Raw genomic sequence first — 23,223 nt, 5'->3', positions numbered from 1 at the left:
CGCCAGCGATCCGCCGTGGGCGAGGGGCGTGCGGTCGCCGGGGGCGAGGGGCCGGCCGAGACGTGCCAGAGGCGCCGATCGGCCGGTGCGGGGATCGATGCACCTGTCGGAAACGGCCTGCGAGGGCCTGCAGAGGCTAGCCATGCTCAACAGCCTTGATCTGCCGAAGAGGCCCGAGGACACCCGCGTGGTGGTCGCCATGTCGGGCGGCGTGGACTCGTCGGTCGTCGCCGCACTGCTCAAGCGGGAGGGCTACGATGTCGTGGGCATCACGCTGCAGCTCTACGACCATGGGGCGACGATGCACCGCAAGGGCGCCTGCTGCGCCGGCCAGGACATCCACGACGCCCGCCGCGTGGCGGAGCGCATCGGCATTCCGCACTACGTCCTCGATTACGAATCCCGCTTCCGCGACACCGTCATCGAGCGCTTCGCTGACAGCTACCTCGCCGGCGAGACGCCCATTCCCTGCGTGGAGTGCAACCGCTCGATCAAGTTTGCCGAACTCCTCGATACCGCACGGGACCTCGGGGCCGACGTTCTCGCGACCGGCCACTACATCGCCAGCAGGCCACTGCCCGACGGCCGCCGCGGGCTCTTCCGCGCCGCCGACCCCGACCGCGACCAGAGCTACTTCCTCTATGCGACGACCCAGGCACAGCTCGAGCTCCTGCGCTTTCCGCTGGGCGACATGACCAAGCCTCAGACGCGCGAGCTCGCGCGCGAGTTCGGCCTCACCGTCGCCGAGAAGGCGGACAGCCAGGACATCTGCTTCGTGCCGAACGGGCGCTATACCGACATCATCGAGCGGCTGAAGCCGGGCGCGGTGGCGCCGGGCGACATCGTGCACGTCGACGGGCGCGTCCTCGGCCGGCACGAGGGCATCATTCACTACACCGTCGGGCAGCGCCGCGGGCTGGGGCTTTCCGTGGGCGAGCCGCTCTACGTGCTCAAGCTCGATGCCGAGAGGGGGCGGGTCGTCGTCGGCCCGAAGGAGCTGCTTGCCACCGGCACGATCCGGCTGCGGGACATGAACTGGATCGGGGACGAGCCGCTGGAGAGCCTTCCGCGCGAGGGCCGGGAGGTCGCTGTGCGCGTGCGCTCGACGCGCGCGCCGCGTCCGGCCGTCCTGCGTGCCGCCGCCCTTGGTGCCGAGGTGGAGCTGCTGGCGCCGGAGGAGGGCGTGGCGCCGGGTCAGGCATGTGTGATCTACGACAGCCTCGAAGGGCGCGCGCGCGTTCTCGGCGGCGGCACCATCGGTTCCACGCTCGCGCCGGCGGCCGCGGCCAAGGTGGCGGGCGGCGTCGCCGCTTGACGGCGGCGCGCGGGCAAGGCACCGACGCCCGGTGACGTCGTGCTGACACGTCGAGTGTGTAGACGATGGGTGCCGAAGAGGGGGCGAGACGAGATGACCGGGGCACAGGCCGCTGGACCCGATACGGTGCACATGCGCAAGGCCTATGCGCGCTGGGCACCGGTCTATGATCTGGTCTACGAGCGGCTGACGGCGCCGGCACGGCGCGAGGCGGTTGCCGCCGCGCTCGCCTGCGGTCCGGACGTGCTCGAGGTCGGGGTCGGCACCGGGCTGTCGCTCGGCGATTATCCGGACCATGCGCGCGTCTCCGGCGTCGATCTGTCGGAGGACATGCTGCGCCGGGCGGCCGAGAAGGTCGTTCGCCAGAACCTGCGCCACGTTGCCATGCTGGCGGTCATGGACGCCTGCCGCCTGGGTTTGCCGGACGCGCGGTTCGATGCCGTCGTGGCGCAGTTCGTCATCACCCTCGTGCCGGATCCGGAGGCTGCGCTCGACGAATTCGCCCGCGTCCTGCGGCCGGGCGGCGAGATCGTGCTCGCCAACCATTTCGGCGCGGCCGGCGGGCCGCTGGCCGAGGTCGAGGAGGCGGTGGCCCCGCTGGCGGCGAAGGTCGGCTGGAGCTCGGCGTTCAAGGTGGCGCGCATCGCGGCCTGGGCCGAGCGTCGCAAGGATCTGCAGCTCATTTCGGTGAAACCGGTCTTCCCCGGCGGCTTCTTCAAGGTGGCGCGGCTGCGGAAGCAGGGCTGAAGCCGCCGCATCACCCGCCCGATGGTCCAGCGCCCGACCGGCGCGGCAGATCGCAGCCGAGCCGGGGCGGGCATCGTGCCGCTCGGACGCCATCCACTGCGAGGAACCGACGGAAGCGGCTTTGGCGCGGGCGCGCCCGTTCCGGGCCGTGACGACGGCAGCGCCGTCAGCGCGTCCGGGACGAGCGCCCATGCGCGCCGGCGAGCATGCCGACATGTCGTGAGGCCGACCGGTCGCGCCCGGCTGGGCATCGCGGGATTGCGGCGGACCGGGCGCAACGATGCGGACCGCCCTTGTGCGGACGTGATGCGATCACATGCCAGAGGCCCGCTCCCGCCAATCCGCGAGAACGAGGTTACCGCTCCGTCGCGTCCTTGCACCGCGGGAGAGGGCGCTGTCCCCAGCCGCGCTGCGACCTGATCGCGAGCTTCCTTGACAGCCTTCGGCCACGTTCCTTATATCGCCCGCATTCACCGCTGCGCCCTCGAGGTGTCAGCGCGGGGCGGAGTAGCTCAGCTGGTTAGAGCAGCGGAATCATAATCCGCGTGTCGGGGGTTCGAGTCCCTCCTCCGCTACCATTGATCCCCGCGTGAGAACCTTGCGGAAACACTTCTGTTCCCAAGAAGCTTGCAAGATGCCTGTGGGGGACCCGGTTATTTTGCAGTGGGGCGATCGGAGGGCCGGGGGCGCGTAGTGCCTCGCGGGGCTTAGGGTTTGCAGCCGGGGCAGGCTGTAGCGCGGCGCAAAATTTTGCAGTGATCGGCTTTGCCTTTTGCAGCGCCCCACGATGTCCGTGAGGCGCGCCGCCCGTGTCCGGAAAATCGCGGTAAGCTACAGCTTCGACGGCGATCGACGCCGGCGTCGATCTCGCCATTCTCCTGGAGGCGCCAGTGCGCTGTCTCGATGGGAACGCCGGCTCAGGTGCCAAGATAGGCGGCGCGCACCTTCGGATCCAGGAGCAGGACCTTGCCGCTTCCTTCAAGCACGATCCGTCCCGTCTCCAGCACGTAGCCGCGATCTGCGATCGCGAGAGCTGCGGAGGCGTTCTGCTCCACGAGGAGGACGGTGATGCCCTTTCGCTTCAAGTCGACGACGACGTCGAGGATCTGGTCCACCAGGAGGGGGGCGAGGCCAAGCGACGGCTCGTCGAGAATGAGGAGCTTGGGGTCGGCCATCAGCGCGCGGCCGATGGCGAGCATCTGCTGCTGGCCGCCGGAGAGGCTCATGGCGGCCGCGTGACGCTTCTCCGCGAGGACGGGGAACGTGGAATAGACGGCGTCGAGCCGCGCGCGCGAGGCTCCGCCCTGGCGCCTGAAGGCGCCGAGCCACAAGTTGTCCTCGACCGTGAGGGGGCCGAAGACCTGTCGGCCTTCCGGGGAGTGGGAAATGCCGCGCGCCACCCGCACATGCGCCGGCAGGCGATGGATCTCCTGGCCCTCGAAGAGAATGCGGCCGGAGAGGGCTGGCTGCACCCCCGACAGTGTGCGCAAGAGGGTCGTCTTGCCGGCGCCGTTGGAGCCGACCAGCGCGACGATTTCTCCCTTCCTCACGTGGAGGGAGACGGAATGCAGCACCTCGATGCGGTCATAGGCGGTGGACAGAGTGTCAACCGTAAGCACGATCCGCCTCCCTGGCTCCATGCTCGCCGAGGTAGGCGGCGATGACCGAAGGGTCGTTGCGCACTGTCCGGGGCTGCCCCTCCGCCAAGCGACGGCCCTGGGCCAGCACCAGGACGCGATCGGAGATCCGCATGACGAGTTTCATGTCGTGTTCGATGAGCACCACGGCGATCCCCGCCCTTGTGATCTCGCCGATGAGCGCATCGATGGCCTCGGTCTCGACGGCGTTGCAGCCGGCCGCGGGCTCGTCCAGGAGGAGAACCTTCGGATTCGCGGCGAGCGCGCGGGCGATCTCGAGGCGCTTGAGCACGCCATAAGGGAGCCCTCCGGCGGCGACGTCGGCGTAGCGGGCGAGGCCGACCCGCTCGAGGAGATCCAGAGCGCGTCGCCTCGTCGCGCGGTTCTGCCGCGCGACCGACGGGAAACCAAAGAGGTCGGAGAGCAGCGACGTGCGTTCTGCGAGATGGTTGCCGACCATCACGTTCTCGAGCGCGCTCATGCGGAAGAAGATCTGCAGATTCTGAAAGGTGCGGACCAGGCCGCGCCCGGCGAGAAGGTGCGGGGCGACGCCAGTGACGTCCGCGCCGGCGAGACGCACGCGACCCCGGTCGGCGTGGTAGATGCCGGTGACAAGGTTGAACAGGGTCGTCTTCCCCGCTCCGTTCGGCCCGATGATGGAGAACACCTCGCCCGGCGCCACGGTGAACGACACGTCGTCCACCGCGACGACGCCGCCGAAGGAGATGCCGAGGCCCTGCACGTCGAGGATGGTCATGACGCGCGCTCCAGAACGAGCCGGCGGAGGGTCGGAACGATGCCGGAGGGCAGAAAGATCATGAACACCATGATGAGCAGACCGAGCACGGCCTGCTCGTATTCCTGGAGGCTCGTGAGTGCCTGCGGAAGCACGACCAGAAAGGCCGCCCCCACCACGGCACCGGTGACCGAGCCGAGGCCGCCGATGATGACCATGGCGACCAGTTCGATGGAATGCATGAAACCGGCCGTCTCTGGGGTGATGAGCCCGTTCATGAGAGCAAGCAGGGCCCCGGCGATGCCGGCATAGACCGCACCTATCACGAAGGCGGCGAGCTTCTTGGAGGCGACGTCGACGCCCGCGCCGGCCGCCGCGATCTCGCTGTCGTGCAGGGCGCGCAAGGCCCGCCCCGTCGGGCTCGCCTCGACATTGAGAGCAAGAAGGGCGCCGAGGAGCAGCGCGCCCGCCGTGACCCAGTACCAGGTCAGGGCACCCGTGACGCGCCAGCCGAAGAGGCTGAGGCGGGCCACCGGCATACCGTCCGGACCGCCGGTGACGGCACTCTCGCTGGCGAGGACGAGCGCGACGATCAGACCGAAGCCGAGCGTCGCGATGGCGAGATAGTAGCCCTTCAGCTTGAGGATGGGCTTGCCGACGAGATAGGCCACCAGCCCGCACAACAGGGCGCCGAGGGCGAGAGAGAGCAGCGGATCGAGCGCGAGATGGCGTGGGCCGATGGCGACCGCATAGGCGCCGATGCCGAGAAAGCCGGCATGGCCGAGGCTCACCTGCCCTGCATAGCCCATGACGATCGTGAGCCCCAGCGCGGCGAGGGCGAAGATCCAGACCAGGGCAGCCACGCGCAGATAGAAGCTGGAGGGCGCGACGAGGGGCACGAGCAGCATGACCGCAACAAGGAGGAGGAGCGTGCCGCGGCGCGATGTGAAGGCTGCTGCAAGCATCATACACGCTCCACGCTGCGGCCGCCGAACAGGCCGCGCGGCATCACGAAGAGGACGAGGAGAATGGCGAGAAAGGCGACAGCATCCTTGTAGGTCGAGCTGACATAGCCCGCGCCGAACGCCTCCAGAAGCCCGATGGCGAGCCCGCCCGCAATCGCTCCGAACGGATGGCCCATGCCGCCGACCATGGCGGCGGCGAAGCCCTTGAGAGCGAAGAGCGTGCCCACGTCGTAGCGGGTGAGAGTGATGGGCGTGACGAGGATGCCCGCGACGGCGCCGATGGCGGCGGACACGCCAAAGGCGAGGGCGAGGATCGCGGCGACGTTGATGCCGACCAGCCGAGCCGCCAGGCGGTTCGCGGCCGTGGCGAGCAGCGCCTTGCCGAGCAGCGTCTTCTTGAGAAACAGGCTGAGCCCGGCAAAGAGGGCGAGCGCACCACTCGCCACCCACAGGCTCTGCGGCAGGATTGTCGCGCCGGCGACCGCGATGGGATCGGAGCCGGAAAAGGCCGGGAGAGAGTGGAACTGCTTGTCGAATGCGATCAGTGCCACCCCCTTGATGAAGATGGACGCGCCGATCGTGATCATGATGAGGGTGACGGGCGTCGCCCGCCGAGCCGGCTCGATCGCCAGCCGATGGAGGAGGAGGCCGACGACGACCGCGGCGAGGACGGCAATCAGGGCCGCCAAAGGCAGGGCAATGCCGGCGCTCGCAAGGAAGACCGTGCCCATGCCGCCGATCATCACGAAGTCGCCCTGGGCGAAGTTGATGACGTCGGAGGCGTTGTAGACGAGGGTGAAGCCCATCGCGACGAGGGCGTAGACCACCCCCACCGTCAGGCCGGAGAACACCAGCTGCAGGAATTCGGCCATGACCGTTGTCTCGAGCGTGCAGGAACGATTGTGGCGTCGGGGAGGAGGCGCCTCAGCGCGGCTGCGCTGCCGGGACCCACTCCCCGCCCTTGATCTCGAGCATGCGGAAGGACTCGGCCCCGAGGCCCAGATGGTCGTTCGGAGCCATGGTGTAGATCCCTGTCACGCCCACGTAGTCCCGCGTGGCCTCCAACTCGTCGCGGATTGCCCGCGGGTCGACGGACTTTGCTCGCTCGATGGCCTTCACGAGGAGCTGGATGCCGTCGAATGCATAGCCACCGAAGGTGGAGACGGGTTGGCCTGTCGCCGTCTCATAGGTCTTCTTGTATTCGCTGACCACCGCCTTCTGCTTGTCTTCAGGCGCGAGCTTGTCGGCGACGAGGAGCGCAGGCGCCGGCAGGCGGACTCCTTCCGCTGCGGAGCCCGCGAGCTCGATGAAGCTCTTCGAGGCGACGCCGTGCGACTGGTAGAACGGCAACGAGATCCCGAGCTGGGCATAGTTGCGCGTCACGATGGCCGGGCCCTGGCCGAAGCCGGGGTTGAGCACAGCCTGAACACCCGCCGTGTTCTTGATCTTGTTGAGCTGGGGCGTCATGTCGGCGTCCGCCGGTCCGTAGCTCTCATCGGCCAGGATGCTGATGCCGTAATCGCCGGTCACCTTGAGGCACTGGTTGCGCATGGACTTGCCGAAGCCGTCCGTGCCGGAAATCAGCGCGATTTTGGTGAAGCCGCGCAGCTTCATGTCTTCGAAGACCTTCTGGCAGGCGGTCTTGTCGGTGTGCGGCGTCTTGAACACAAAGGGACGGGCGGGCTCGACGATCTCGATGCCGCCGGCCAGCGAGACGAAGGGAATCTCGGCTTCCTCGAACACGGGCATCATGGCGAGCGTGGTGCCTGTGCCGGTGCCCCCCACCATGGCGATCACCTTGTTGTCGCCGACGAGGCGGGTGGCGAAGGTGCGTGCCTTGTTGGCGTCACCGCCGTCATCGTAGAGAACGAGCTGCACGGGCCGGCCGAGGAGCCCGCCCTTCCTGTTGATCTCATCCACGTAGATTTTCAGCGTCTTGGCTTCCGGATCGCCCAGGAAGGCGGCGGAGCCGGTCACGGACAGAACCGCCCCGATCCTGATGGGCTCGGCGGCGAGCGCGCCCGATCCGCCTGCGTGAAGGACAACTGCGGAAACGGCGGTCGAAACCGCGGCCGCGCGCAACATCCACCGCCGGACGATGGTCGTTCCCATGTGGCGTTCCTCCCAAGAACGGTCATGCTTCGAAGGTCGGACGGTTGAACCCGCCTCGTGACGTGCCGGCTGCAACCTCGGCTGCACGGCGATGAAATCAGTTTAAGATTGACCGAGCGACTGGTCAATCATTTCCGAGTTTGGGGCCGCGACAGCGCGCTGTGCCGTGAAGACCGCCGTCGCGGGATGCGCTGGCGGCCAGCTGGCGAAGCGGGCTGCACCGCGCTCTTCGGCATTGATCGACCAATCGGATAATCTTTGTTATTGGCTCGCCGGGTCTCCTGGCTCGGCGCTGCGGCCGCGCCGGCGACATGAGGTAGGCTGGAGGCGGGCTGCTGCTCGCCACGGCACAGCGATCGGGAAGGCAGGGAAACGGAATGGCTCGCACCCGCGCCCAGGACTATGATGCGAAACGTCGTACGATCCTCCACCGCTCGGCGGAGCTGTTCGCCCAGTTCGGATATCCTGGTACCTCGATCACCATGATCGCGGAGGCCTGCGGGGTCTCCAAGGCACTGCTCTATCACTACTATCCGGACAAGGAAGCGGTGCTCTTCGACATCCTCTATGCCCATCTGGAGGAGTTGATCGCGGCGGTCGAGCAGGCGGCGCAGCGCGAGGGCGATGCGAGTGCGCGTGTCTATGCCATTGCCGCGGCCCTGCTCGAATCGTACCGAGACGCCGACGCTGAGCATCAGGTGCAGATCGCGAGTCTGAAGCTCCTGCCGCAGGAGAAACAGGAGCAGCTGCGCGACATGGAGCGGGTGCTCGTTGCGATCCTCTCCGACGCGCTGGCAGAAGCGCTGCCCGCCATTGGCCGGGGACCACTGCTGAAACCGCTGACCATGTCGATGTTCGGCATGCTGAACTGGCACTACCTTTGGTTTCGGGAAGGGAAGGGGCTGACCCGGGACGATTATGCCCGTCTCGTCACGAGGCTCGTCATGGCGGGGGCGGAGGAGGCCGCTGCCGCGCTGGCCGGGCCTGCGGAAGTCGGGACGAACACAGGCAACGCCAAGCGCCGCAAAGGTCTGGCGTCGGGGGCGCGTCGCGCGCGCAGCGCATGAGCCGGATACCTGCACAGCGGCGGGCGGGACCCGCCGGTCGGCACATGTCTCGGGCCGCCATCGGACAAATACTCGATCAGCTGCGGGGCGAGCCGTCGCGCACCTGGTCGATCATCATCACCGTCTATGGCGACGCCATCGTGCCGCGGGGCGGATGCGTATGGCTCGGCACGCTGCTCGCCTTCTTCAAGGCGCTCGACATTTCGGAAGGCGTGGTCAGGACCGCCATGTCGCGGCTCGCCTCCGACGGATGGCTGGAGCGCAGCCGGGTTGGCCGCAACAGCTTCTACCGACTGGCGGACAAGGGGCGCGCCACCTTCGCCCAGGCGACGCGGCACATCTACACGTCGCGCCCGCCGCGCTTTTCGGGGCATTTCGATCTCGTTCTGCTCGCCCCAGGCCCCGAGCGGGACACGGCGCGGGCGGCGCTGGAGGAGGCCGGGTTCGGATCTCCCGCACCGGGCGTCTGGGTGGCCCCCGGCGGATCCGATCTCCCTGGCGCGGCGGAGGGCGCGTTGAAGCTGGAGGCGCGCGGTGACGCGGAGGCGCTGTGCAGGCTTGCCGCTCGCAGCTGGCCGCTGGAGGCGACCGCCGAGGCCTACCGGCGGTTCATCGACACCTTCACGCCCATGCGCGCCGCCCTCGACGCCGATGCGACCCTCGCCGACATCGACGCGCTGGTTGCCCGTGTACTGCTGATCCACGAATACCGACGCATCGTCCTGCGCGATCCCATCCTCCCGGTCGAGGTGCTGCCGGACGATTGGCCGGGAACTGCCGCACGCGCCCTCTGTGCGAGCCTCTACAAGGACCTCGTCGTCCCCTCCGAACGGTGGCTCGATGCCCATGCGGTGGATGAGAGCGGCGCCCGGTTGCCCCCGGGGGCGGAGGTATTCCGGCGCTTTCAGGAACAGTCCTGACCGATGTCCCACGCCGCTCTATAGGGTCTGAAAGTCTTTTTTTTCAATATGTTACCGAGCATGCGACCGGCATGCCGGTCACGCCGGCCCTCGTGGCGGCGTTCGCGTGGTGTCACGGGCAATGTCATATGTTACAAAAAAATGTTGTCGTTCGAATTTTAGTTACATATAGTGGCTCCAAAGTCGGGAGGAGCAGATGTACACACAGGCTCTCAATGCCGGTCCGGAGGCTGCGGAACGAACGATCGAGGATGCCGCGATCCTCGCCCGCTTCCAGGAACGCATCGATGCGGAGGAACGCATCGAGCCGAACGACTTCATGCCGGCGGCCTACCGGAAGACCTTGATCCGCCAGATCTCCCAGCATGCCCATTCCGAAATCGTCGGCATGCTGCCCGAGGGCAACTGGATCACGCGCGCTCCGTCCCTCCGCCGCAAGGCCGCCCTTCTCGCGAAGGTGCAGGACGAATGCGGCCACGGGCTCTACCTCTATGCCGCCGCGGAGACGCTCGGCGTCTCGCGTGAGGAGCTCATTGATCAGCTTCTCAGCGGCAAGGCGAAGTACTCCTCCATCTTCAACTACCCGACGCTGAGCTGGGCCGATATCGGTGCCATCGGATGGCTGGTGGACGGCGCGGCGATCATGAATCAGATCCCGCTCTGCCGCTGCTCCTACGGGCCGTACGCCCGCGCCATGATCCGGGTGTGCAAGGAGGAGTCCTTCCACCAGCGTCAGGGCTACGAGATCATGCTTGCCTTGGTACGCGGCTCCGAGGCGCAGCGGGAGATGGCGCAGGATGCTCTGAACCGGTGGTGGTGGCCGTGCCTCATGATGTTCGGTCCGCCGGACGCTGACAGCCGGCATTCGGAGGCCTCGACGCGCTGGAAGATCAAGCGCTTCTCCAACGACGAGCTGCGGCAGAAGTTCGTCGACGCCACCGTGCCGCAGGCTCGCTACCTGGGCCTGACCATTCCCGATCCCGACCTCAGGTTCAACGAGGAGACGGGGCACTGGGACTATGGCGCCATCGACTGGGAGGAGTTTCGTCAGGTGATCGCCGGCAACGGCCCCTGCAACGCCGACCGCATGGCGGCCCGTCGCAAGGCGCACGAGGATGGCGCCTGGGTGCGGGAGGCCGCATGCGCACATGCCGCCAAGAGCCGCGTCAGGGCGGCCGCCTGATATCTGGAGGAACGTCCATGGCCGCAGCCGAGATTCCCCTTTGGGAGGTGTTCATCCGCTCCCGCAATGGCCTGTCGCACAAGCATGTGGGCTCGCTCCACGCGCCGGACGCGACGCTTGCCCTCCAGGCCGCTCGCGACCTCTACACGCGGCGGGGCGAGGGGCTGTCCATTTGGGTGGTGCCCTCGCACGCGATCACGGCATCCGATCCGGCTGACAAGGGCATGATGTTCGAGCCCACGGCCTCCAAGATCTATCGCCACCCGACCTTCTACGAAGTGCCCGAGGAAGTCGGGCACATGTGAGTGGTTGGCGATCGCTCCGCCGACCGAAGACATGCGCGGGCTCGCCGCGTTGAGGGACAGGAAAACGCCATGGCCTCTGGCTCCATCCGAGTGGCGGAGACGCCGTTCGTCTCCTATCTGCTGCGGCGCGCGGACGATGCCCTCGTCCTCGGCCATCGTCTCTCCGAATGGTGCGGGCACGCGCCCATGATGGAGGAGGAGATGGCGCTCGCCAACATGGGCCTCGACCTCATCGGACAGGCGCGCGCCCTCTATGGCCATGCCGGGGCGGTGGAGGCGGCCGGCCATGACGAGGATGACTTCGCTTATCTCCGCGACGAAAGGGGCTACCGCAATCTGCTCCTGGTGGAGCAGCGCAACGGGGATTTCGCCAGGACCATCGTCCGGCAGTTCCTCTACGCGGCCTTCGCCGAACCCTATTGGCGGGCCATGATGGCTTCGCGCGATGCGACCCTCGCCGCCATCGCCGCCAAGGCCGAGAAGGAGATGACCTATCACGTCCGCCACTGCGCGGAATGGATCGTGCGCCTGGGCGACGGTACAGCGGAGAGCCGTACCCGTACGATCGCCGCTCTTACCGATCTCTGGCCGTTCACCGGAGAGCTGTTCGAAGTGGACGAGGGCGATCGCGCCGTGATCGCGGACGGCATCGGCATCGATCCCGAAACGCTGCGGGTCCCCTGGCGCCGGACCGTCGCCCATGTGCTGGCGGAAGCAGGTCTGGAGGTGCCGAAGGAGGGCTTCATGCGAAACGGGGGGCGCATCGGCCGGCACAGCGAGCATCTCGGCCATCTGCTCGCCGAGATGCAATATCTCCAGCGGTCCATGCCGGGGGAGAACTGGTGACGACCGCGCGGTCGCCCGGAAAGCGCGCCGCTCCCGTCGACCTGCGGCCGGGCGACGGGGCGCGCTCGGGAGAGGTGCCGAAGGAGCGACCGTTGTCCGAGACGATGTGCGCCGAGGTGCAGCGAATCGCGGGCGATGTCGTCGATCCGGAGATCCCGGTCCTCACCATCGCCGATCTCGGCGTGCTGCGCGACGTGCGGATCGTGGACGGCCGTGTCGAGGTGGACATCACACCCACATACTCCGGCTGTCCGGCGATGAACATGATCGGCGTCGAGATCGAGCTCGCGCTCGCCAAGGCGGGTTTCCCGGAGGTTCGGGTCAACACGGTCCTCTCGCCAGCCTGGAGCACGGACTGGATGAGCGAGGAGGGGCGGCGCAAGCTGAAGGACTACGGCATCGCCCCGCCGCGAAAGGGTGGCGGACGCCGGGCTCTCTTCGGCGTCGAGGAAGTGGCCTGCCCTCAGTGCGGATCAACCGACACCGGCGAGATCGCCCCCTTCGGCTCGACCTCCTGCAAGTCGCTCTGGCGCTGCAACGCCTGCCGGGAGCCCTTCGATTATTTCAAATGCCACTGACCAGGTAAGGCCATGCTGACCGCGACCCCTGCCCCCGCTTCTCCCGCCGCGCCCCCCGCAGGCGCTCCCGCAAGCTCCGTCCCGCGCTTCCACCGGCTCGTCGTGGGGGACGTGAGGCGCGAGTCCCGGGATGCCGTGTCGATTGCCTTTGCCGTGCCGCCCCATCTCTCCGCCGACTACAGCTTCGCGCCCGGCCAGTACCTCACGCTGCGCGCCACGCTCAATGGCGAGGAGGTCAGGCGTTCCTACTCGATCTGCTCCGGGCCCGAGGACGGTGAACTGCGCATCGCGGTCAAGCGCATGGAAGACGGGCTCTTCTCCTCCTGGGCGAATGCGGAGGTGAAGGTCGGCGACGAGCTGGACGTGATGACGCCCACCGGCCGCTTCGGTCTCGCCCACGCTCCCGGGGACGGCCGCATTCACGTGGGCTTTGCCGCCGGCTCCGGCATCACTCCGATCCTCTCCATCTTGCGCGGCGTGCTTTCCGGCGAACCGTCGAGCCGCTTCTTCCTCTTCTACGGCAACCGCTCGACCGCGGACATGCTGTTCCGCCGGGAGCTCGAGGAGCTGAAGGATCGCTTCATCGGTCGCCTGTCGATCTTCCATGTGCTGAGCCAGGAGGAGCAGGACCTGCCGATCCTCAATGGACGGCTCGACGGGAAGAAGGTCCGCCGCCTCCTCACCGCCCTCGTGCCGGCGGTTGCGGTCGATCACGCTTTCGTCTGCGGTCCCGCGGGGATGATCGACGATGTCGAGGCGACCTTGAGGGAACTCGGCCTTGCCCCGGACAGGATCCATGTGGAGCGCTTCGTCTCGGCCCATGGCGGGCGCCCGCGTCCGAAGCCCCCCGTCGCGCCCGAGGCTCCGCCGGCGCAGGTTGCGGCGCTCGTCATCGACGGCAAGCGCCGCGAGGTCCCTGTCGCGGAGGGGGAGGCCATTCTCGACGCTGCGCTCCGGGCGGGGCTCGATCTGCCCTTTGCCTGCAAGGGGGGCATGTGCTCCACCTGCCGCGCCAAGGTGGTGGAAGGCTCGGCTCGGATGGACGTCAACTACTCGCTGGAGCCCTGGGAGATCCAGGCAGGTTTCGTGCTCACCTGCCAGGCGCATCCGACGACCGATCGGATCGTGGTGGATTTCGACCAGGTCTGAGGTCCTCGCGGGGCGGCTCGCCGGCGCGGCCCCGCTCCACCGCGCCTCGTCCGTTTCGGGGCGACCCGGGAAGGGCTCGGTCCCGGGCGCCCTGTTCTTGTCCGCCGGCCGTTGCCATCTGTCTCCCCGCCCATCAGAGAGCGGAGTGGTTTACGCCTTCGGGCGCCTGTCGATCACGCGCCTGGCCTTGCCCGCCGCGCGCTCGATGGTTTCGGGGCCCTGAATCACGACGCGCGTCGTGATGCCGATCGTGTCCTTGATGCGCGTGACGAGGCGTTCGGCTTGCGCCTGGAGGCCGGCCCCGTCCCAGTGATCCTGCCGAGCCTCGGCGTAGACTGTCATCTCGTCCATGCGCCCCTGGCGCGACAGCTCGATGAGGAAGTGCCCGCCGCACCATTCGGTGGCGAGCAGTGCCTCCTCGATCTGGGTGGGGAAGACATTGACCCCGCGCAGGATGATCATGTCGTCGGACCGGCCGGTGACCTTTTCCATGCGCCGCATGCCCGGGCGGGCGGTGCCCGGCAGGAGTCGCGTCAGATCGCGCGTGCGATAGCGGATGACGGGGAAGGCTTCCTTGGTGAGGGAGGTGAAGACCAGCTCGCCCCTCTCGCCGTCGGGCAGCACCTGACCGGTCTCGGGGTCGATGATCTCGGGGAGGAAATGATCCTCCCAGATGTGCAGGCCGTCCTTCGTCTCCACGCATTCCTGTGCGACGCCGGGCCCGATCACCTCGGAGAGGCCGTAGATGTCGGTGGCGTCGAGGCCGAACGCGCGCTCGATGGCCTCGCGCATGGCGTTGGTCCATGGCTCGGCCCCGAAGATGCCGAACTTGAGGGAGGAGGAGCGCGGGTCGATCCCTGCCTTGATGAAGCCGTCGAGGATGGTCAGCATGTAGCTGGGCGTCACCATGATGATGTCGGGCGAGAAATCGGTGATGAGCTGCACTTGGCGCTCGGTCATGCCACCGGACATGGGGACCACCGTGCAGCCCAGGCGCTCGGCGCCGCAATGGGCGCCGAGGCCGCCGGTGAACAGGCCGTAGCCGTAGGCCACGTGCACCATCATGCCCGGACGCCCGCCGGCGGCGCGGATGGAGCGCGCCATGACGTCCGCCCACATGTCGAGGTCGGCCTTGGTATAGCCCACGACGATCGGCTTGCCCGTCGTGCCCGACGAACCGTGAATGCGTGCGAGCCTCTCGCGCGGCACGGCGAAGAGACCGAAGGGGTAATTGTCGCGCAGATCCTGCTTCATCGTGAAGGGGAACTTCGCGAGATCCGGCAGATCGCGAAAATCTGACGGGTGCACGCCGGCCGCGTCGAACTTCCGCCGATAGAAGGGCACGTTCTCGTAGGCGTGACGCAGCGACCAGGCGAGACGCTCGCGCTGGAGAAACTGGATCTCGTCGCGCGAGGCGCGTTCGGCGGCATCCAATCCGCCGTCGGTCAGGCGGAAAGCGGCGGCTGGGACAGCCATGTTCATCGTCTCCTCCTCTTTGGTTTATGGCGTGCGGCTCTCTGGCGCGCTGGCGACGGCCTCGATGAAGGAGCCGCCGACGGTGCGGGACATCCCGCGAAACTCGGCGATGGTAACGCCATCGGCGCTGACGCGGACGTCGTAAATGCCGGACCGCCCGGCGCGGGACACCTCGCGCGCCGTGGCGATCAGGCGGTCGCCTCGCTTCCCGGGCCGGATGAAGGTGATGTCACAGTGGGAGGCGACGGTGACGTCACCATGGGAGTTGCAGGCGAAGGCAAAGGCGCTGTCGGCGAGCGCGAAGATGAAGCCGCCATGCGCCGTGCCGTGGCCGTTGGTCATGGCCTCGGTCACCGTCATGGCAAGCGTTGCCGTGCCGGGTCCGACTCCGAGGATCTCCATGCCGAGGGCGCGACTGGCGTTATCGCCCGCCCACATGGTGTCGGCAGCGAGCCGCGCCGTTTCCTCGGAGCTGCGGACGGAGGCGATGCCGGCTGTCATGACGCCCTCCCGGTGAAGATCGGAACCCGCTTTTCCGCGAAGGCGCGAACGCCTTCGGCATAGTCGGGAGTCTGGCCGGCCCGGCGCTGCAGGTCACGTTCGAGGTCGAGCTGGGTGTCGAGATCGTTCGCGGCGGAGGCGTTGAGCGCCTCCTTGATCAGCGCGAGGCCTTGCGTCGGCTGGCGGGACAGATGCGCGGCAAGGCCTTGCGCCTCGTCCCGCAGGCTTTCGTCGTCTACGACCTTCCAGATCAGGCCCCACGCCTCGGCCTGCTCAGCGGCCACCGGCTCTGCGAGCATTGCCAGGGCGCGGGCGCGCGCATCGCCGACGAGACGCGGCAGGAAGAACGTGCCACCGGAATCCGGCACGAGCCCGATCTTCGAGAAGGCCTGGATGAACTTGGCCGACCGCGCGGCAATGACGATGTCGCAGGCGAGGGCGATGTTGGCTCCTGCGCCGGCGGCCACGCCATTGACCGCGCAGATCACCGGTTTGCGGAGCGTGCGGATGCGACGGACGAGCGGGTTGTAGAAGGCTTCGATGGTGGCGCCGAGGTCCGGTGGGCCTTCGCGGCCGACGCGGTCCGACAAGTCCTGTCCGGCACAGAAGCCGCGCCCCGCGCCGATAAGGAGGATGGCGCGACAGGTGTCGTCGGTCGAGGCTTCGTCGAGCGCGCGAGCAAGCCGGCCGTGCATGTCTTCGTTGAAGGAGTTGAGCTTGTCGGGCCGGTTGAGGGTCAGACAAGTCCATCCCTCACGCCGTTCCACGAGAACTGAAGGCTCCACGCTGACCTCCCTGATCGGGCTCTTGTCGAGCCTCTTGAATTAACCGAGCGATCGGTTAATCATTATCGCACGAGGCCCCCTTGTCAACCGGGGAAGCCGGTACGGATCCGAGCGACGGGAGAATTTGCATGGCTGGACTCTTCGAGGAGCATCGCGAGCTGTTGGACGGGGCGCGGAACGCGGCGCGCGAGCGAGGCTACTGGAGCGCCTTCTCGGAGGTGCCGCGCACTTACGGCGAGACGGCGCGGGAGGAGGGCAGGGCAGCCTTCGAGAAACTGCTCGGCAAGCCGTTCGATCTCGATCAGTCGTCTCCCGAGGCGCGGGTCGGTGCAGAAGTCTCCCCCTTCGGCCCCGAGCTCGGCATCACCTATCCGCGCGCCCACCCCGACGCGCTCATCGCTGCGGCTCTTACGGCCGCGCCGTCCTGGGCGGAGGCCGGCGCCGAGGTGCGTACCGGCGTCGCGCTCGAGATTCTCGTGCGGCTCAACCGCGCCTCCTTCCTGATGGCGCACGCTGTGGAGCACACGACCGGCCAGGCGTTTGCCATGGCCTTTCAGGCGGGTGGTCCGCACGCGCAGGATCGCGGGCTGGAGGCGGTAGCCTATGCCTTCGAGGAGATGTCGCGCGTGCCCGGCGAGGTGCGCTGGGAAAAGCCGGCTGGCCGTGCCATGGTCCGTCTCGACAAGGGCTTCTTCATCGTTCCGCGCGGCATCGGCCTCGTCATCGGCTGCGCCACCTTCCCGACCTGGAACAGCTATCCGGCCCTGTTCGCCAATCTCGTCACCGGCAATGCGGTGATCGTGAAACCGCATCCCGCGGCGATCCTGCCCCTGGCTCTGACGGTGCGGATCGCCCGTGAGGTTCTGAAGGAGCAGGCCTTCGATCCAGATGTCGTCCAGCTCGCGGTCGATACGCAGGAGGATCCCATCGCCGCGGCGCTCGCCACGCGGCCCGAGATCGGGCTCGTGGATTTCACAGGGTCCTCTGCCTTTGGGGCCTGGCTGCGCGAACACGTCCGCGGCAAGCCGCTGTTCACAGAGGAGGCGGGCGTCAATTCGATCGTCATCGACGGCACGGACGATTTTGACGCCATGTGCCAGAACATCGCGTTCTCCCTGTCACTCTACAGCGGTCAGATGTGTACGGCACCGCAATGCCTCTTCGTGCCGAAGGAAGGGATCGATACGAACCTGGGGCACAAGTCCTTCGACGAGGTCGCCTCGTCGATCGCTGGGGCCATTGACTTTCTGCTGGCCGGGCCGGAGCGCGCGCTCGCGGTCACCGGAGCGATCCAGAACCCGGCGACGCTCGCCCGCATAGAAGAGGCAAGGGGCCTCGGTCGCGTTGTCCGCGACAGCGCGTCGCTGGGCGTCGACGGGGCGCGCACTGCGACGCCACTCCTGCTCGCAGTCGAGGCGGGCCGCGAGGAGGCCTATATGGAGGAGCGCTTCGGCCCCATCAGCTTCCTCGTGGCTTGCGCCGACAGCACGGATGCCATCGAGCGGGCGACGCGGGCCGCCCGGACCCGCGGCGCCATCACCGCCGCCCTCTACACGCGCGACGCCTCCCTGCCGGAGCGCGTGGCGCCGCTCTACGCACGAGCCGGCGTACCCCTGTCGGTCAACCTGACCGGCGGCATCTACGTGAACCAGAGCGCCGCCTTCTCCGACTATCACGTCACGGGCGCCAATCCGGCGGGCAACGCCTGCCTCACCGACGCGGCCTTCGTCGCCCAACGCTTCACAGTTGCCTGCGTGCGCCGCCCCGCCGCCGCCTAGCCCCTCCGGAGACCGTGATGGCTCACGCCTACATATGCGACTTCGTGCGTTCGCCCATCGGCCGCTATGCCGGGGCCCTGAAGGACGTGCGCGCCGATGATCTCGCGGCACATCCCCTGCGCGTCTTGAAGGAGCGCCATCCCTCCGTCGACTGGGAGGCGGTCGACGATGTCGTTCTCGGCTGCGCCAACCAGGCCGGCGAGGACAACCGCGACGTCGCCCGCATGGCGGTGCTCCTGACGGGATTGCCCGTTACCGTCCCCGGCACTACCGTCAATCGCCTGTGCGGGTCGGGCCTCGATGCCGTTGGCATCGGCGCACGCGCGATTGCCACGGGCGATGCGGACCTCGTCATCGCCGGGGGCGTTGAGAGCATGACGCGGGCACCCTTCGTCATGGGCAAGGCCGCGGATGCCTTCTCGCGCCAGGCCGAGGTCTTCGACACGACCATCGGCTGGCGCTTTGTCAATCCCCTGCTCAAGGCCCAGTACGGCGTCGACTCCATGCCGGAGACGGCTGAGAACGTCGCTGCTGAGTTCAGGGTCTCGCGCGAGGACCAGGACCTGTTCGCCCTGCGCTCGCAGCAGCGCGTCAAGGCGGCCCGGGAGGCCGGCTTCTTCGATCGCGAGATTGCGCCGATCGAGGTCAAGGGCGGGAAGGGCAGTGTCACGGTTGTCGCAAGGGATGAGCATCCCCGCGGCGACACGACGTTGGAGCAGCTCGCGCAGCTGAAGGCGCCGTTCCGAAGGGATGGCGGATCCGTCACGGCCGGCAACGCCTCGGGTGTGAATGATGGAGCCGGCGCGCTCATCCTCGCCTCGGGGGAGGGGGCGCGCAGGCATGGGCTCTCGCCGCGCGCACGCGTCGTGTCGATGGTGCAGGTCGGCGTGCCGCCGCGCGTCATGGGGATCGGCCCGGCGCCGGCGACGCGAAAGCTCCTGGAGAGGAACCGGCTGTCTCTCGGCGACATCGATCTCTTCGAGCTCAACGAAGCCTTCGCCTCCCAGGCGCTCGCGGTGCTGCGGCAACTCGGACTTCCGGACGACGCCGATTTCGTGAACCCCCATGGTGGTGCCATCGCGCTCGGCCATCCCCTCGGCATGTCGGGGGCGCGGCTCGCGATGACAGCCGTCAGCGCGTTGGAGACACGGGGCGGGAAGCGGGCGGTGGCCACGATGTGCATCGGCGTGGGCCAGGGCATCGCCGCGCTCATCGAGCGGGTGTGACCGTGGACGTGCGGCCTTCGCCCGTCTCGGTCACGGTCCGCGGCCGCGTGGCGGTCGTCACCGTCGATCACCCCCCGGTCAACGCCCTGTCGGGCCCCGCGCGCCAGGGGCTCCTCGATGTCCTGTCGGCGCTCGCGGCCGACGCGGCCATCGCGGCCGTCGTCATTGCCGGCGGGCCGGGTCGCTTCATCGCGGGCGCCGACATCCGCGAGATGAATGCGCCGCCAGCCCCGCCCTTGCTGCCGGATGTGGTTGCGGCCCTCGACGGGCTGGACAAGCCGATCGTCGCCGCCATCGACGGGCCCGCGCTCGGAGGTGGTCTCGAGATCGCGCTCGCCTGTGACTGTCGCCTGGCGAGCCCCGGGGCGTCCCTCGGCCTGACCGAGGCACGGCTTGGGCTCGTCCCGGGCGCGGGGGGCACCCAGCGCCTGCCGCGCCTTACGGGCATTGCGGCGGCCATCCCGCTCATCTGCGGTGGCCGCATTCTGAAAGCCGACGAGGCGCTGGAGGCCGGCATCGTGGATGCGGTGCTCGATGGCGATCTCCTTGCAGCAGCCGTTGCCCGCGCTCCTGCGGTGGCCAAGCGGCGTCTCTCGGCGCAGCCGGTGCCGGCGGGCGACGAGGCGGCGGAGGCGGCGGCCGTGGCAACTGCGTTCAAGCAGGCGAAGGGGTTGCCGGCCGTGGAGGAAGCGATCGCGCTCGTGCGTGCTGCGGGGAGCGTCCCGTTCTCGGAAGGGCTCGCGCGGGAACGCGGCGCCTTCCTGAAGGTGCGCGAGAGCGCCGAGGCGAAGGCCCTGCGCCACCTCTTCTTCGCCGAACGCGAGGCAGGGAAGGTGCCCGGTCTCGAGGGCGCCGAAGCCCGGCCCATCGGCCGAATAACCGTGATCGGCGCGGGCACCATGGGCGCGGGCATTGCCATCGCGCTCGCCGACGCGGGTTTTCCCGTCGCGCTGATCGAGCGCGACGCTGCTGCCGCCGTGACCGGGGCGGAGCGGGTGCGGGGCCTCTACGACCGGCAGGTGAAGGCCGGACGTCTCACGGTCGGGGATGCTGCCGCGCGGCTTGCGCGCGTTGCCGCGTCCGACGACTGGTCGGCCGTCGCCACGTCCGATCTCGTCATCGAAGCGGCCTTCGAGGATCTCGGGGTCAAGCGCGACATCTTCCGCCGTCTCGATGCGGTGGCGCGGCCCGGGACCGTGCTCGCCACCAACACGTCCTATCTCGATATCGACACCATCGCCGCGGCCACTGCCCGTCCGCAGGACGTGATCGGCCTGCACTTCTTCTCGCCAGCCCATATTATGAAGCTGCTGGAGGTCGTGCGCGGCGCCAGGACGGCGCCCGACGTCGTTGCCACCGTGCTGCGCTTCGCGAAGAAGATCGGCAAGCGGCCGGTGGTGGCGGGCAATTGCGACGGCTTCATCGGTAATCGCATCTATGCGGTGTACCGCCGCCACGCGGAATATCTGGTCGAGGACGGCGCGTCGCCCGAGGAGGTGGATGCCGCGCTCGAGGCCTATGGCTTCGCCATGGGCATCTTCGCGGTCTCTGACCTCTCCGGGCTCGACATTGCCTTCGCCATGCGCCAGCGCCGGGCGGCGACGCGCGATCCGGCTGAACGCTACGTCTCGATCCCGGACATGCTTTGCGAGGCGGGGCGGCTCGGCCGCAAGACGGGAGCCGGCTGGTATGCCTATGACGCCGCCGGCAAGAAGGCCGTCGATCCTGTCACGACAGGGATCATCGCCCGGGCTCGCGCGGCGAAAGGCATCGTTCCCCGCAGGTTCACGGCCGAGGAGATCGAGCAGCGCCTTGTCGCCGTGATGGCAAACGAGGGCGCCAAGGTGCTCGCTGAGGGCATCGCGCTGCGCGCTTCCGATATCGATCTCGCCTTCGTCGACGGCTACGGCTTCCCGCGCCTCAGGGGCGGACCCATGTGGGCCGCCGACCAGACCGGCCTCGCTCGGGTGCTGCGCGAGGTGGAAGCCGCGCATGCCGCCGGCGGCGCGGGGTCCGAGCCCTCGCCCCTTCTCGTCGATCTCGCCCGCAGGGGCGAGACCTTCGCCCAATGGCGCCGGCCGTGAGCGGGCCGGCAGGAGAGACGGCATGGCTTTCGCTCTCGAAAGCGATGACCTCGACCGCTGGTTCGCTCCCACGAGGGACCTCGTGAACGTTCCAAGCGCCATCGACGGGCGCATCGCGGCCCGCGCTTCGAGCGCCGGGCTCGACTTTGCCGCGATGGTGCGCCACGCCCCCGACGTTGGTGGACCGGCCAATCGCGCCAGCGCGCACCGGTCTTGAGCATGTGCATGATCCCGGAGATCACCCGGCGAGCATCTCCTCGATGCGCTCCACGCCACCCACGCGGAAGCAATGGCTCAATCGCCGTCCAGGCCGCATCGTCCAGCCAATAAAGATGCTGGCTCATCCAAGGCGCCTTCCGTCAGCCTTGAATCAGCTCCTCGCGCAATCCGCTGGTGAACCGCGCCGGGTTTGCCGGGTGCTCGAGCACGAGAGCGACCACGCTTCCCGATGGGCGGCCATCGCCTCGATCGCGGCGAAGATCGGCTGCACGGCCGAGACGCTGCGCCAGTGGGTCAAGCAGGCCGAGAAGGAGAGCGGCCGAGGCTGCGGGTGAGGTTCTGCGCCACGTGCGGCGTCACGTTCATCGAGTGCAGCCGGTTGACGAAGCCCTCGGCGTCGTAGCCGCGGTTCATGGCGCAGGTCGAGCTGGTGTGGGGACGAACGGTATCGCTCCACTGTCTCGAACCTATGCGGCATCCAATTCCAGCGTGAAACGGGGCAGGTCTTGTCGGGGGGGGGGCGGTGGTAGCGGACCTCCGCCACCATCTTTCCCTACACTACAAGCATACCGTTCTGATGAGCTCTTGCCGAGAAGAGCATTGAGCCGGCCGGCGACCTCGCCCCCCGCGTGGATGAGTTGTAGCGCTCAAAATCGCGCGGCACTTGGCGCAACGCCACCCGTCACTCGCCTGCAGCCTGGCTTTCTCTCCCGGCCCTGGGGGCAGCACGCGAGGATCGGGGTGATTCCGTTCAGCCCTCGTCCATTTCGCCGCGGCGATGCCGGGCGGTGCGTGATCGCGGGAAGTTGCATCGGACACGCACGAACCATACGCGACGGGTTGCGACGGACAGGGTCGTGTCCTCCCTTCCCGCGGCATTTCCGGGGGGAAGTTGTGACCTGATCGTCAATGGCTTCCGCCGGCGCCGGCACAGAGCGAAGGAGATCCCACATCGATCGGCGTCGATTGCCGGATACTGGTCTACGGAAGGTATTCCAACCCCTTTTTCTGCTTCATAACACCGTACCACGCACGAAATGTCGTAACCACGACAACGCGAGGCGCCCAAAATATTGATCCCTTGGCGGATATGGAATGAACGTTCCTTCAGTTGCGCGAGAAAAATGAAATGTTCCCATTTACAACTGTGGATAGCATGCGTAACTTCTGCGTCTAACGTGGTAACCAGGAAAATATGGCGAGAAAACTCGCAGGGAGGCGATGCTGTCGCAGGCCGGTGCGACGCTCGGGCTCAAGATTGGCAAGGGCTTTGCGGAGTTTGGCTTGCCGGTTGCGATTGATCACCGTACCTGTCAAGAGGTTCTGAGGGGCCATTATTGGAAATTTCCAGTGGAGGTGCCCCGCAGTCCTGCTGCCCGTCAGGGTTGAGGCAATCCGGCACGGGTAAACTTTCCTGCGTTTGGCGGCCGACATGGCCAGCCGATGGCGCGCGGATCGGTCGTCTTCCTCAGTCGAACAGTCCCGTCGGTCCGTAAGCGGGTCGACGCAAGGGCGGCGCGGGCGCGCGCTGTGCGCGGCGACCGTGGGAAGCCCCGCCGATGACCGCATGGCCGCCGCCCGACGGGGCAGTTGC

At 67.9% G+C, this 23,223-nt stretch carries 22 protein-coding genes, 1 tRNA gene and 1 pseudogene; 15 read left to right on the top strand and 9 right to left on the bottom strand.

What is annotated here, in order from left to right; translation table 11 throughout:
• The first annotated feature begins 142 nt into the window (after nucleotides 1-142).
• The 3 genes from mnmA (at nucleotide 143) to QNA08_RS07705 (ending at nucleotide 2,640) form a co-directional block, all read left to right on the top strand.
• Nucleotides 143-1,315, top strand: a complete 1,173-nt coding sequence (mnmA, locus tag QNA08_RS07715) for a tRNA 2-thiouridine(34) synthase MnmA (RefSeq protein ID WP_283740117.1) — start codon at nucleotides 143-145, stop codon at nucleotides 1,313-1,315.
• 93 nt (nucleotides 1,316-1,408) lie between these two features.
• Nucleotides 1,409-2,062: a class I SAM-dependent methyltransferase gene (locus tag QNA08_RS07710; RefSeq protein WP_283740116.1), complete on the top strand. Its 654-nt coding sequence runs from the start codon at nucleotides 1,409-1,411 to the stop codon at nucleotides 2,060-2,062.
• Nucleotides 2,063-2,563: 501 nt separating this feature from the next.
• A tRNA-Met gene (locus QNA08_RS07705) sits at nucleotides 2,564-2,640 on the top strand.
• 339 nt (nucleotides 2,641-2,979) lie between these two features.
• Here the strand turns inward: QNA08_RS07705 and QNA08_RS07700 are convergent.
• From QNA08_RS07700 to QNA08_RS07680, 5 genes are read right to left on the bottom strand one after another with little or no spacing between them, the layout of a single operon-like run.
• A complete protein-coding gene (locus QNA08_RS07700; protein ID WP_283740115.1) occupies nucleotides 2,980-3,681 on the bottom strand; it encodes an ABC transporter ATP-binding protein in 702 nt (233 codons plus the stop codon).
• Nucleotides 3,668-4,456, bottom strand: a complete 789-nt coding sequence (locus tag QNA08_RS07695) for an ABC transporter ATP-binding protein (RefSeq protein WP_283740114.1) — start codon at nucleotides 4,454-4,456, stop codon at nucleotides 3,668-3,670. Before QNA08_RS07695 ends, QNA08_RS07700 begins: the two co-directional genes overlap by 14 nt.
• Nucleotides 4,453-5,400, bottom strand: coding sequence for a branched-chain amino acid ABC transporter permease (locus tag QNA08_RS07690; protein ID WP_422679882.1), 948 nt, complete (start codon nucleotides 5,398-5,400; stop codon nucleotides 4,453-4,455). The genes QNA08_RS07695 and QNA08_RS07690 overlap by 4 nt, the downstream gene beginning before the upstream one ends.
• Nucleotides 5,400-6,272 carry a branched-chain amino acid ABC transporter permease gene (locus QNA08_RS07685; protein WP_283740112.1) on the bottom strand — a complete coding sequence of 291 codons (873 nt, stop codon included), beginning with the start codon at nucleotides 6,270-6,272 and terminating at the stop codon, nucleotides 5,400-5,402. Before QNA08_RS07685 ends, QNA08_RS07690 begins: the two co-directional genes overlap by 1 nt.
• A gap of 52 nt (nucleotides 6,273-6,324) precedes the next feature.
• Nucleotides 6,325-7,512, bottom strand: coding sequence for an ABC transporter substrate-binding protein (locus QNA08_RS07680; RefSeq protein WP_283740111.1), 1,188 nt, complete (start codon nucleotides 7,510-7,512; stop codon nucleotides 6,325-6,327).
• A 377-nt stretch (nucleotides 7,513-7,889) separates the two neighbouring features.
• Here QNA08_RS07680 and QNA08_RS07675 point away from each other — a divergent pair, with 377 nt between their 5' ends.
• The 7 genes from QNA08_RS07675 to paaE all read left to right on the top strand — a co-directional run bounded on the left by QNA08_RS07675 (nucleotide 7,890) and on the right by paaE (nucleotide 13,560).
• Nucleotides 7,890-8,579, top strand: a complete 690-nt coding sequence (locus QNA08_RS07675) for a TetR/AcrR family transcriptional regulator (RefSeq protein WP_283740110.1) — start codon at nucleotides 7,890-7,892, stop codon at nucleotides 8,577-8,579.
• Between the two features lie 44 nt (nucleotides 8,580-8,623).
• The gene (gene paaX / locus QNA08_RS07670; RefSeq protein ID WP_283740109.1) at nucleotides 8,624-9,499 is read left to right on the top strand and encodes a phenylacetic acid degradation operon negative regulatory protein PaaX; all 876 of its coding nucleotides are present in this window, start codon (nucleotides 8,624-8,626) and stop codon (nucleotides 9,497-9,499) included.
• Nucleotides 9,500-9,695: 196 nt separating this feature from the next.
• A complete protein-coding gene (gene paaA, locus QNA08_RS07665) occupies nucleotides 9,696-10,682 on the top strand; it encodes a 1,2-phenylacetyl-CoA epoxidase subunit PaaA (RefSeq protein ID WP_283740108.1) in 987 nt (328 codons plus the stop codon).
• A gap of 17 nt (nucleotides 10,683-10,699) precedes the next feature.
• Nucleotides 10,700-10,987, top strand: coding sequence for a 1,2-phenylacetyl-CoA epoxidase subunit PaaB (gene paaB / locus QNA08_RS07660; protein WP_283740107.1), 288 nt, complete (start codon nucleotides 10,700-10,702; stop codon nucleotides 10,985-10,987).
• A gap of 69 nt (nucleotides 10,988-11,056) precedes the next feature.
• A complete protein-coding gene (paaC, locus tag QNA08_RS07655) occupies nucleotides 11,057-11,833 on the top strand; it encodes a 1,2-phenylacetyl-CoA epoxidase subunit PaaC (protein ID WP_283740106.1) in 777 nt (258 codons plus the stop codon).
• A 104-nt stretch (nucleotides 11,834-11,937) separates the two neighbouring features.
• On the top strand, nucleotides 11,938-12,411 hold the full coding sequence (gene paaD / locus QNA08_RS07650) for a 1,2-phenylacetyl-CoA epoxidase subunit PaaD (RefSeq protein ID WP_283740365.1): 474 nt from the start codon (nucleotides 11,938-11,940) through the stop codon (nucleotides 12,409-12,411).
• Nucleotides 12,412-12,423: 12 nt separating this feature from the next.
• Nucleotides 12,424-13,560, top strand: a complete 1,137-nt coding sequence (paaE, locus tag QNA08_RS07645) for a 1,2-phenylacetyl-CoA epoxidase subunit PaaE (RefSeq protein ID WP_283740105.1) — start codon at nucleotides 12,424-12,426, stop codon at nucleotides 13,558-13,560.
• A gap of 150 nt (nucleotides 13,561-13,710) precedes the next feature.
• Here the strand turns inward: paaE and paaK are convergent, their stop codons facing one another.
• From paaK to paaG, 3 genes are read right to left on the bottom strand one after another with little or no spacing between them, the layout of a single operon-like run.
• The gene (gene paaK, locus QNA08_RS07640) at nucleotides 13,711-15,042 is read right to left on the bottom strand and encodes a phenylacetate--CoA ligase PaaK (RefSeq protein ID WP_283740104.1); all 1,332 of its coding nucleotides are present in this window, start codon (nucleotides 15,040-15,042) and stop codon (nucleotides 13,711-13,713) included.
• An 18-nt stretch (nucleotides 15,043-15,060) separates the two neighbouring features.
• Entirely contained in the window at nucleotides 15,061-15,537 is a 477-nt protein-coding gene (paaI, locus tag QNA08_RS07635; protein WP_283740103.1) for a hydroxyphenylacetyl-CoA thioesterase PaaI, read from the bottom strand.
• Nucleotides 15,534-16,322 (bottom strand): 2-(1,2-epoxy-1,2-dihydrophenyl)acetyl-CoA isomerase PaaG, encoded by a 789-nt coding sequence (gene paaG / locus QNA08_RS07630; RefSeq protein WP_283740102.1) that lies wholly within the window; start codon nucleotides 16,320-16,322, stop codon nucleotides 15,534-15,536. Before paaG ends, paaI begins: the two co-directional genes overlap by 4 nt.
• Before the next feature lie 128 nt (nucleotides 16,323-16,450).
• Here paaG and paaN point away from each other — a divergent pair, with 128 nt between their 5' ends.
• The 4 genes from paaN to QNA08_RS07610 are packed head-to-tail and all read left to right on the top strand — an operon-like array spanning nucleotide 16,451 to nucleotide 21,627.
• Nucleotides 16,451-18,100: a phenylacetic acid degradation protein PaaN gene (gene paaN, locus QNA08_RS07625; protein WP_283740101.1), complete on the top strand. Its 1,650-nt coding sequence runs from the start codon at nucleotides 16,451-16,453 to the stop codon at nucleotides 18,098-18,100.
• 17 nt (nucleotides 18,101-18,117) lie between these two features.
• Complete coding sequence (gene pcaF, locus QNA08_RS07620) at nucleotides 18,118-19,326, top strand: 3-oxoadipyl-CoA thiolase (RefSeq protein WP_283740100.1); 1,209 nt, start codon at nucleotides 18,118-18,120, stop codon at nucleotides 19,324-19,326.
• 2 nt (nucleotides 19,327-19,328) lie between these two features.
• Nucleotides 19,329-21,410 (top strand): 3-hydroxyacyl-CoA dehydrogenase NAD-binding domain-containing protein, encoded by a 2,082-nt coding sequence (locus QNA08_RS07615; protein ID WP_283740099.1) that lies wholly within the window; start codon nucleotides 19,329-19,331, stop codon nucleotides 21,408-21,410.
• 22 nt (nucleotides 21,411-21,432) lie between these two features.
• On the top strand, nucleotides 21,433-21,627 hold the full coding sequence (locus QNA08_RS07610; protein ID WP_283740382.1) for a hypothetical protein: 195 nt from the start codon (nucleotides 21,433-21,435) through the stop codon (nucleotides 21,625-21,627).
• A gap of 22 nt (nucleotides 21,628-21,649) precedes the next feature.
• Here QNA08_RS07610 and QNA08_RS07605 read toward each other — a convergent pair.
• Nucleotides 21,650-21,754 (bottom strand): annotated as a pseudogene (locus QNA08_RS07605) (IS5/IS1182 family transposase); the annotation flags it as partial.
• Between the two features lie 72 nt (nucleotides 21,755-21,826).
• On the opposite strand from QNA08_RS07605, the gene QNA08_RS07600 reads away from it, so the two are divergent.
• The gene (locus QNA08_RS07600; RefSeq protein ID WP_422679886.1) at nucleotides 21,827-21,964 is read left to right on the top strand and encodes a hypothetical protein; all 138 of its coding nucleotides are present in this window, start codon (nucleotides 21,827-21,829) and stop codon (nucleotides 21,962-21,964) included.
• Nucleotides 21,965-23,223 lie beyond the last annotated feature (1,259 nt).

This window comes from Chelatococcus albus (assembly GCF_030067675.1).
GTDB classification, from domain to species: domain Bacteria; phylum Pseudomonadota; class Alphaproteobacteria; order Rhizobiales; family Beijerinckiaceae; genus Chelatococcus_A; species Chelatococcus_A albus.
Note: the sequence above shows the minus strand (reverse complement) of the source record. Positions and strands in the feature narration are given on the sequence as shown.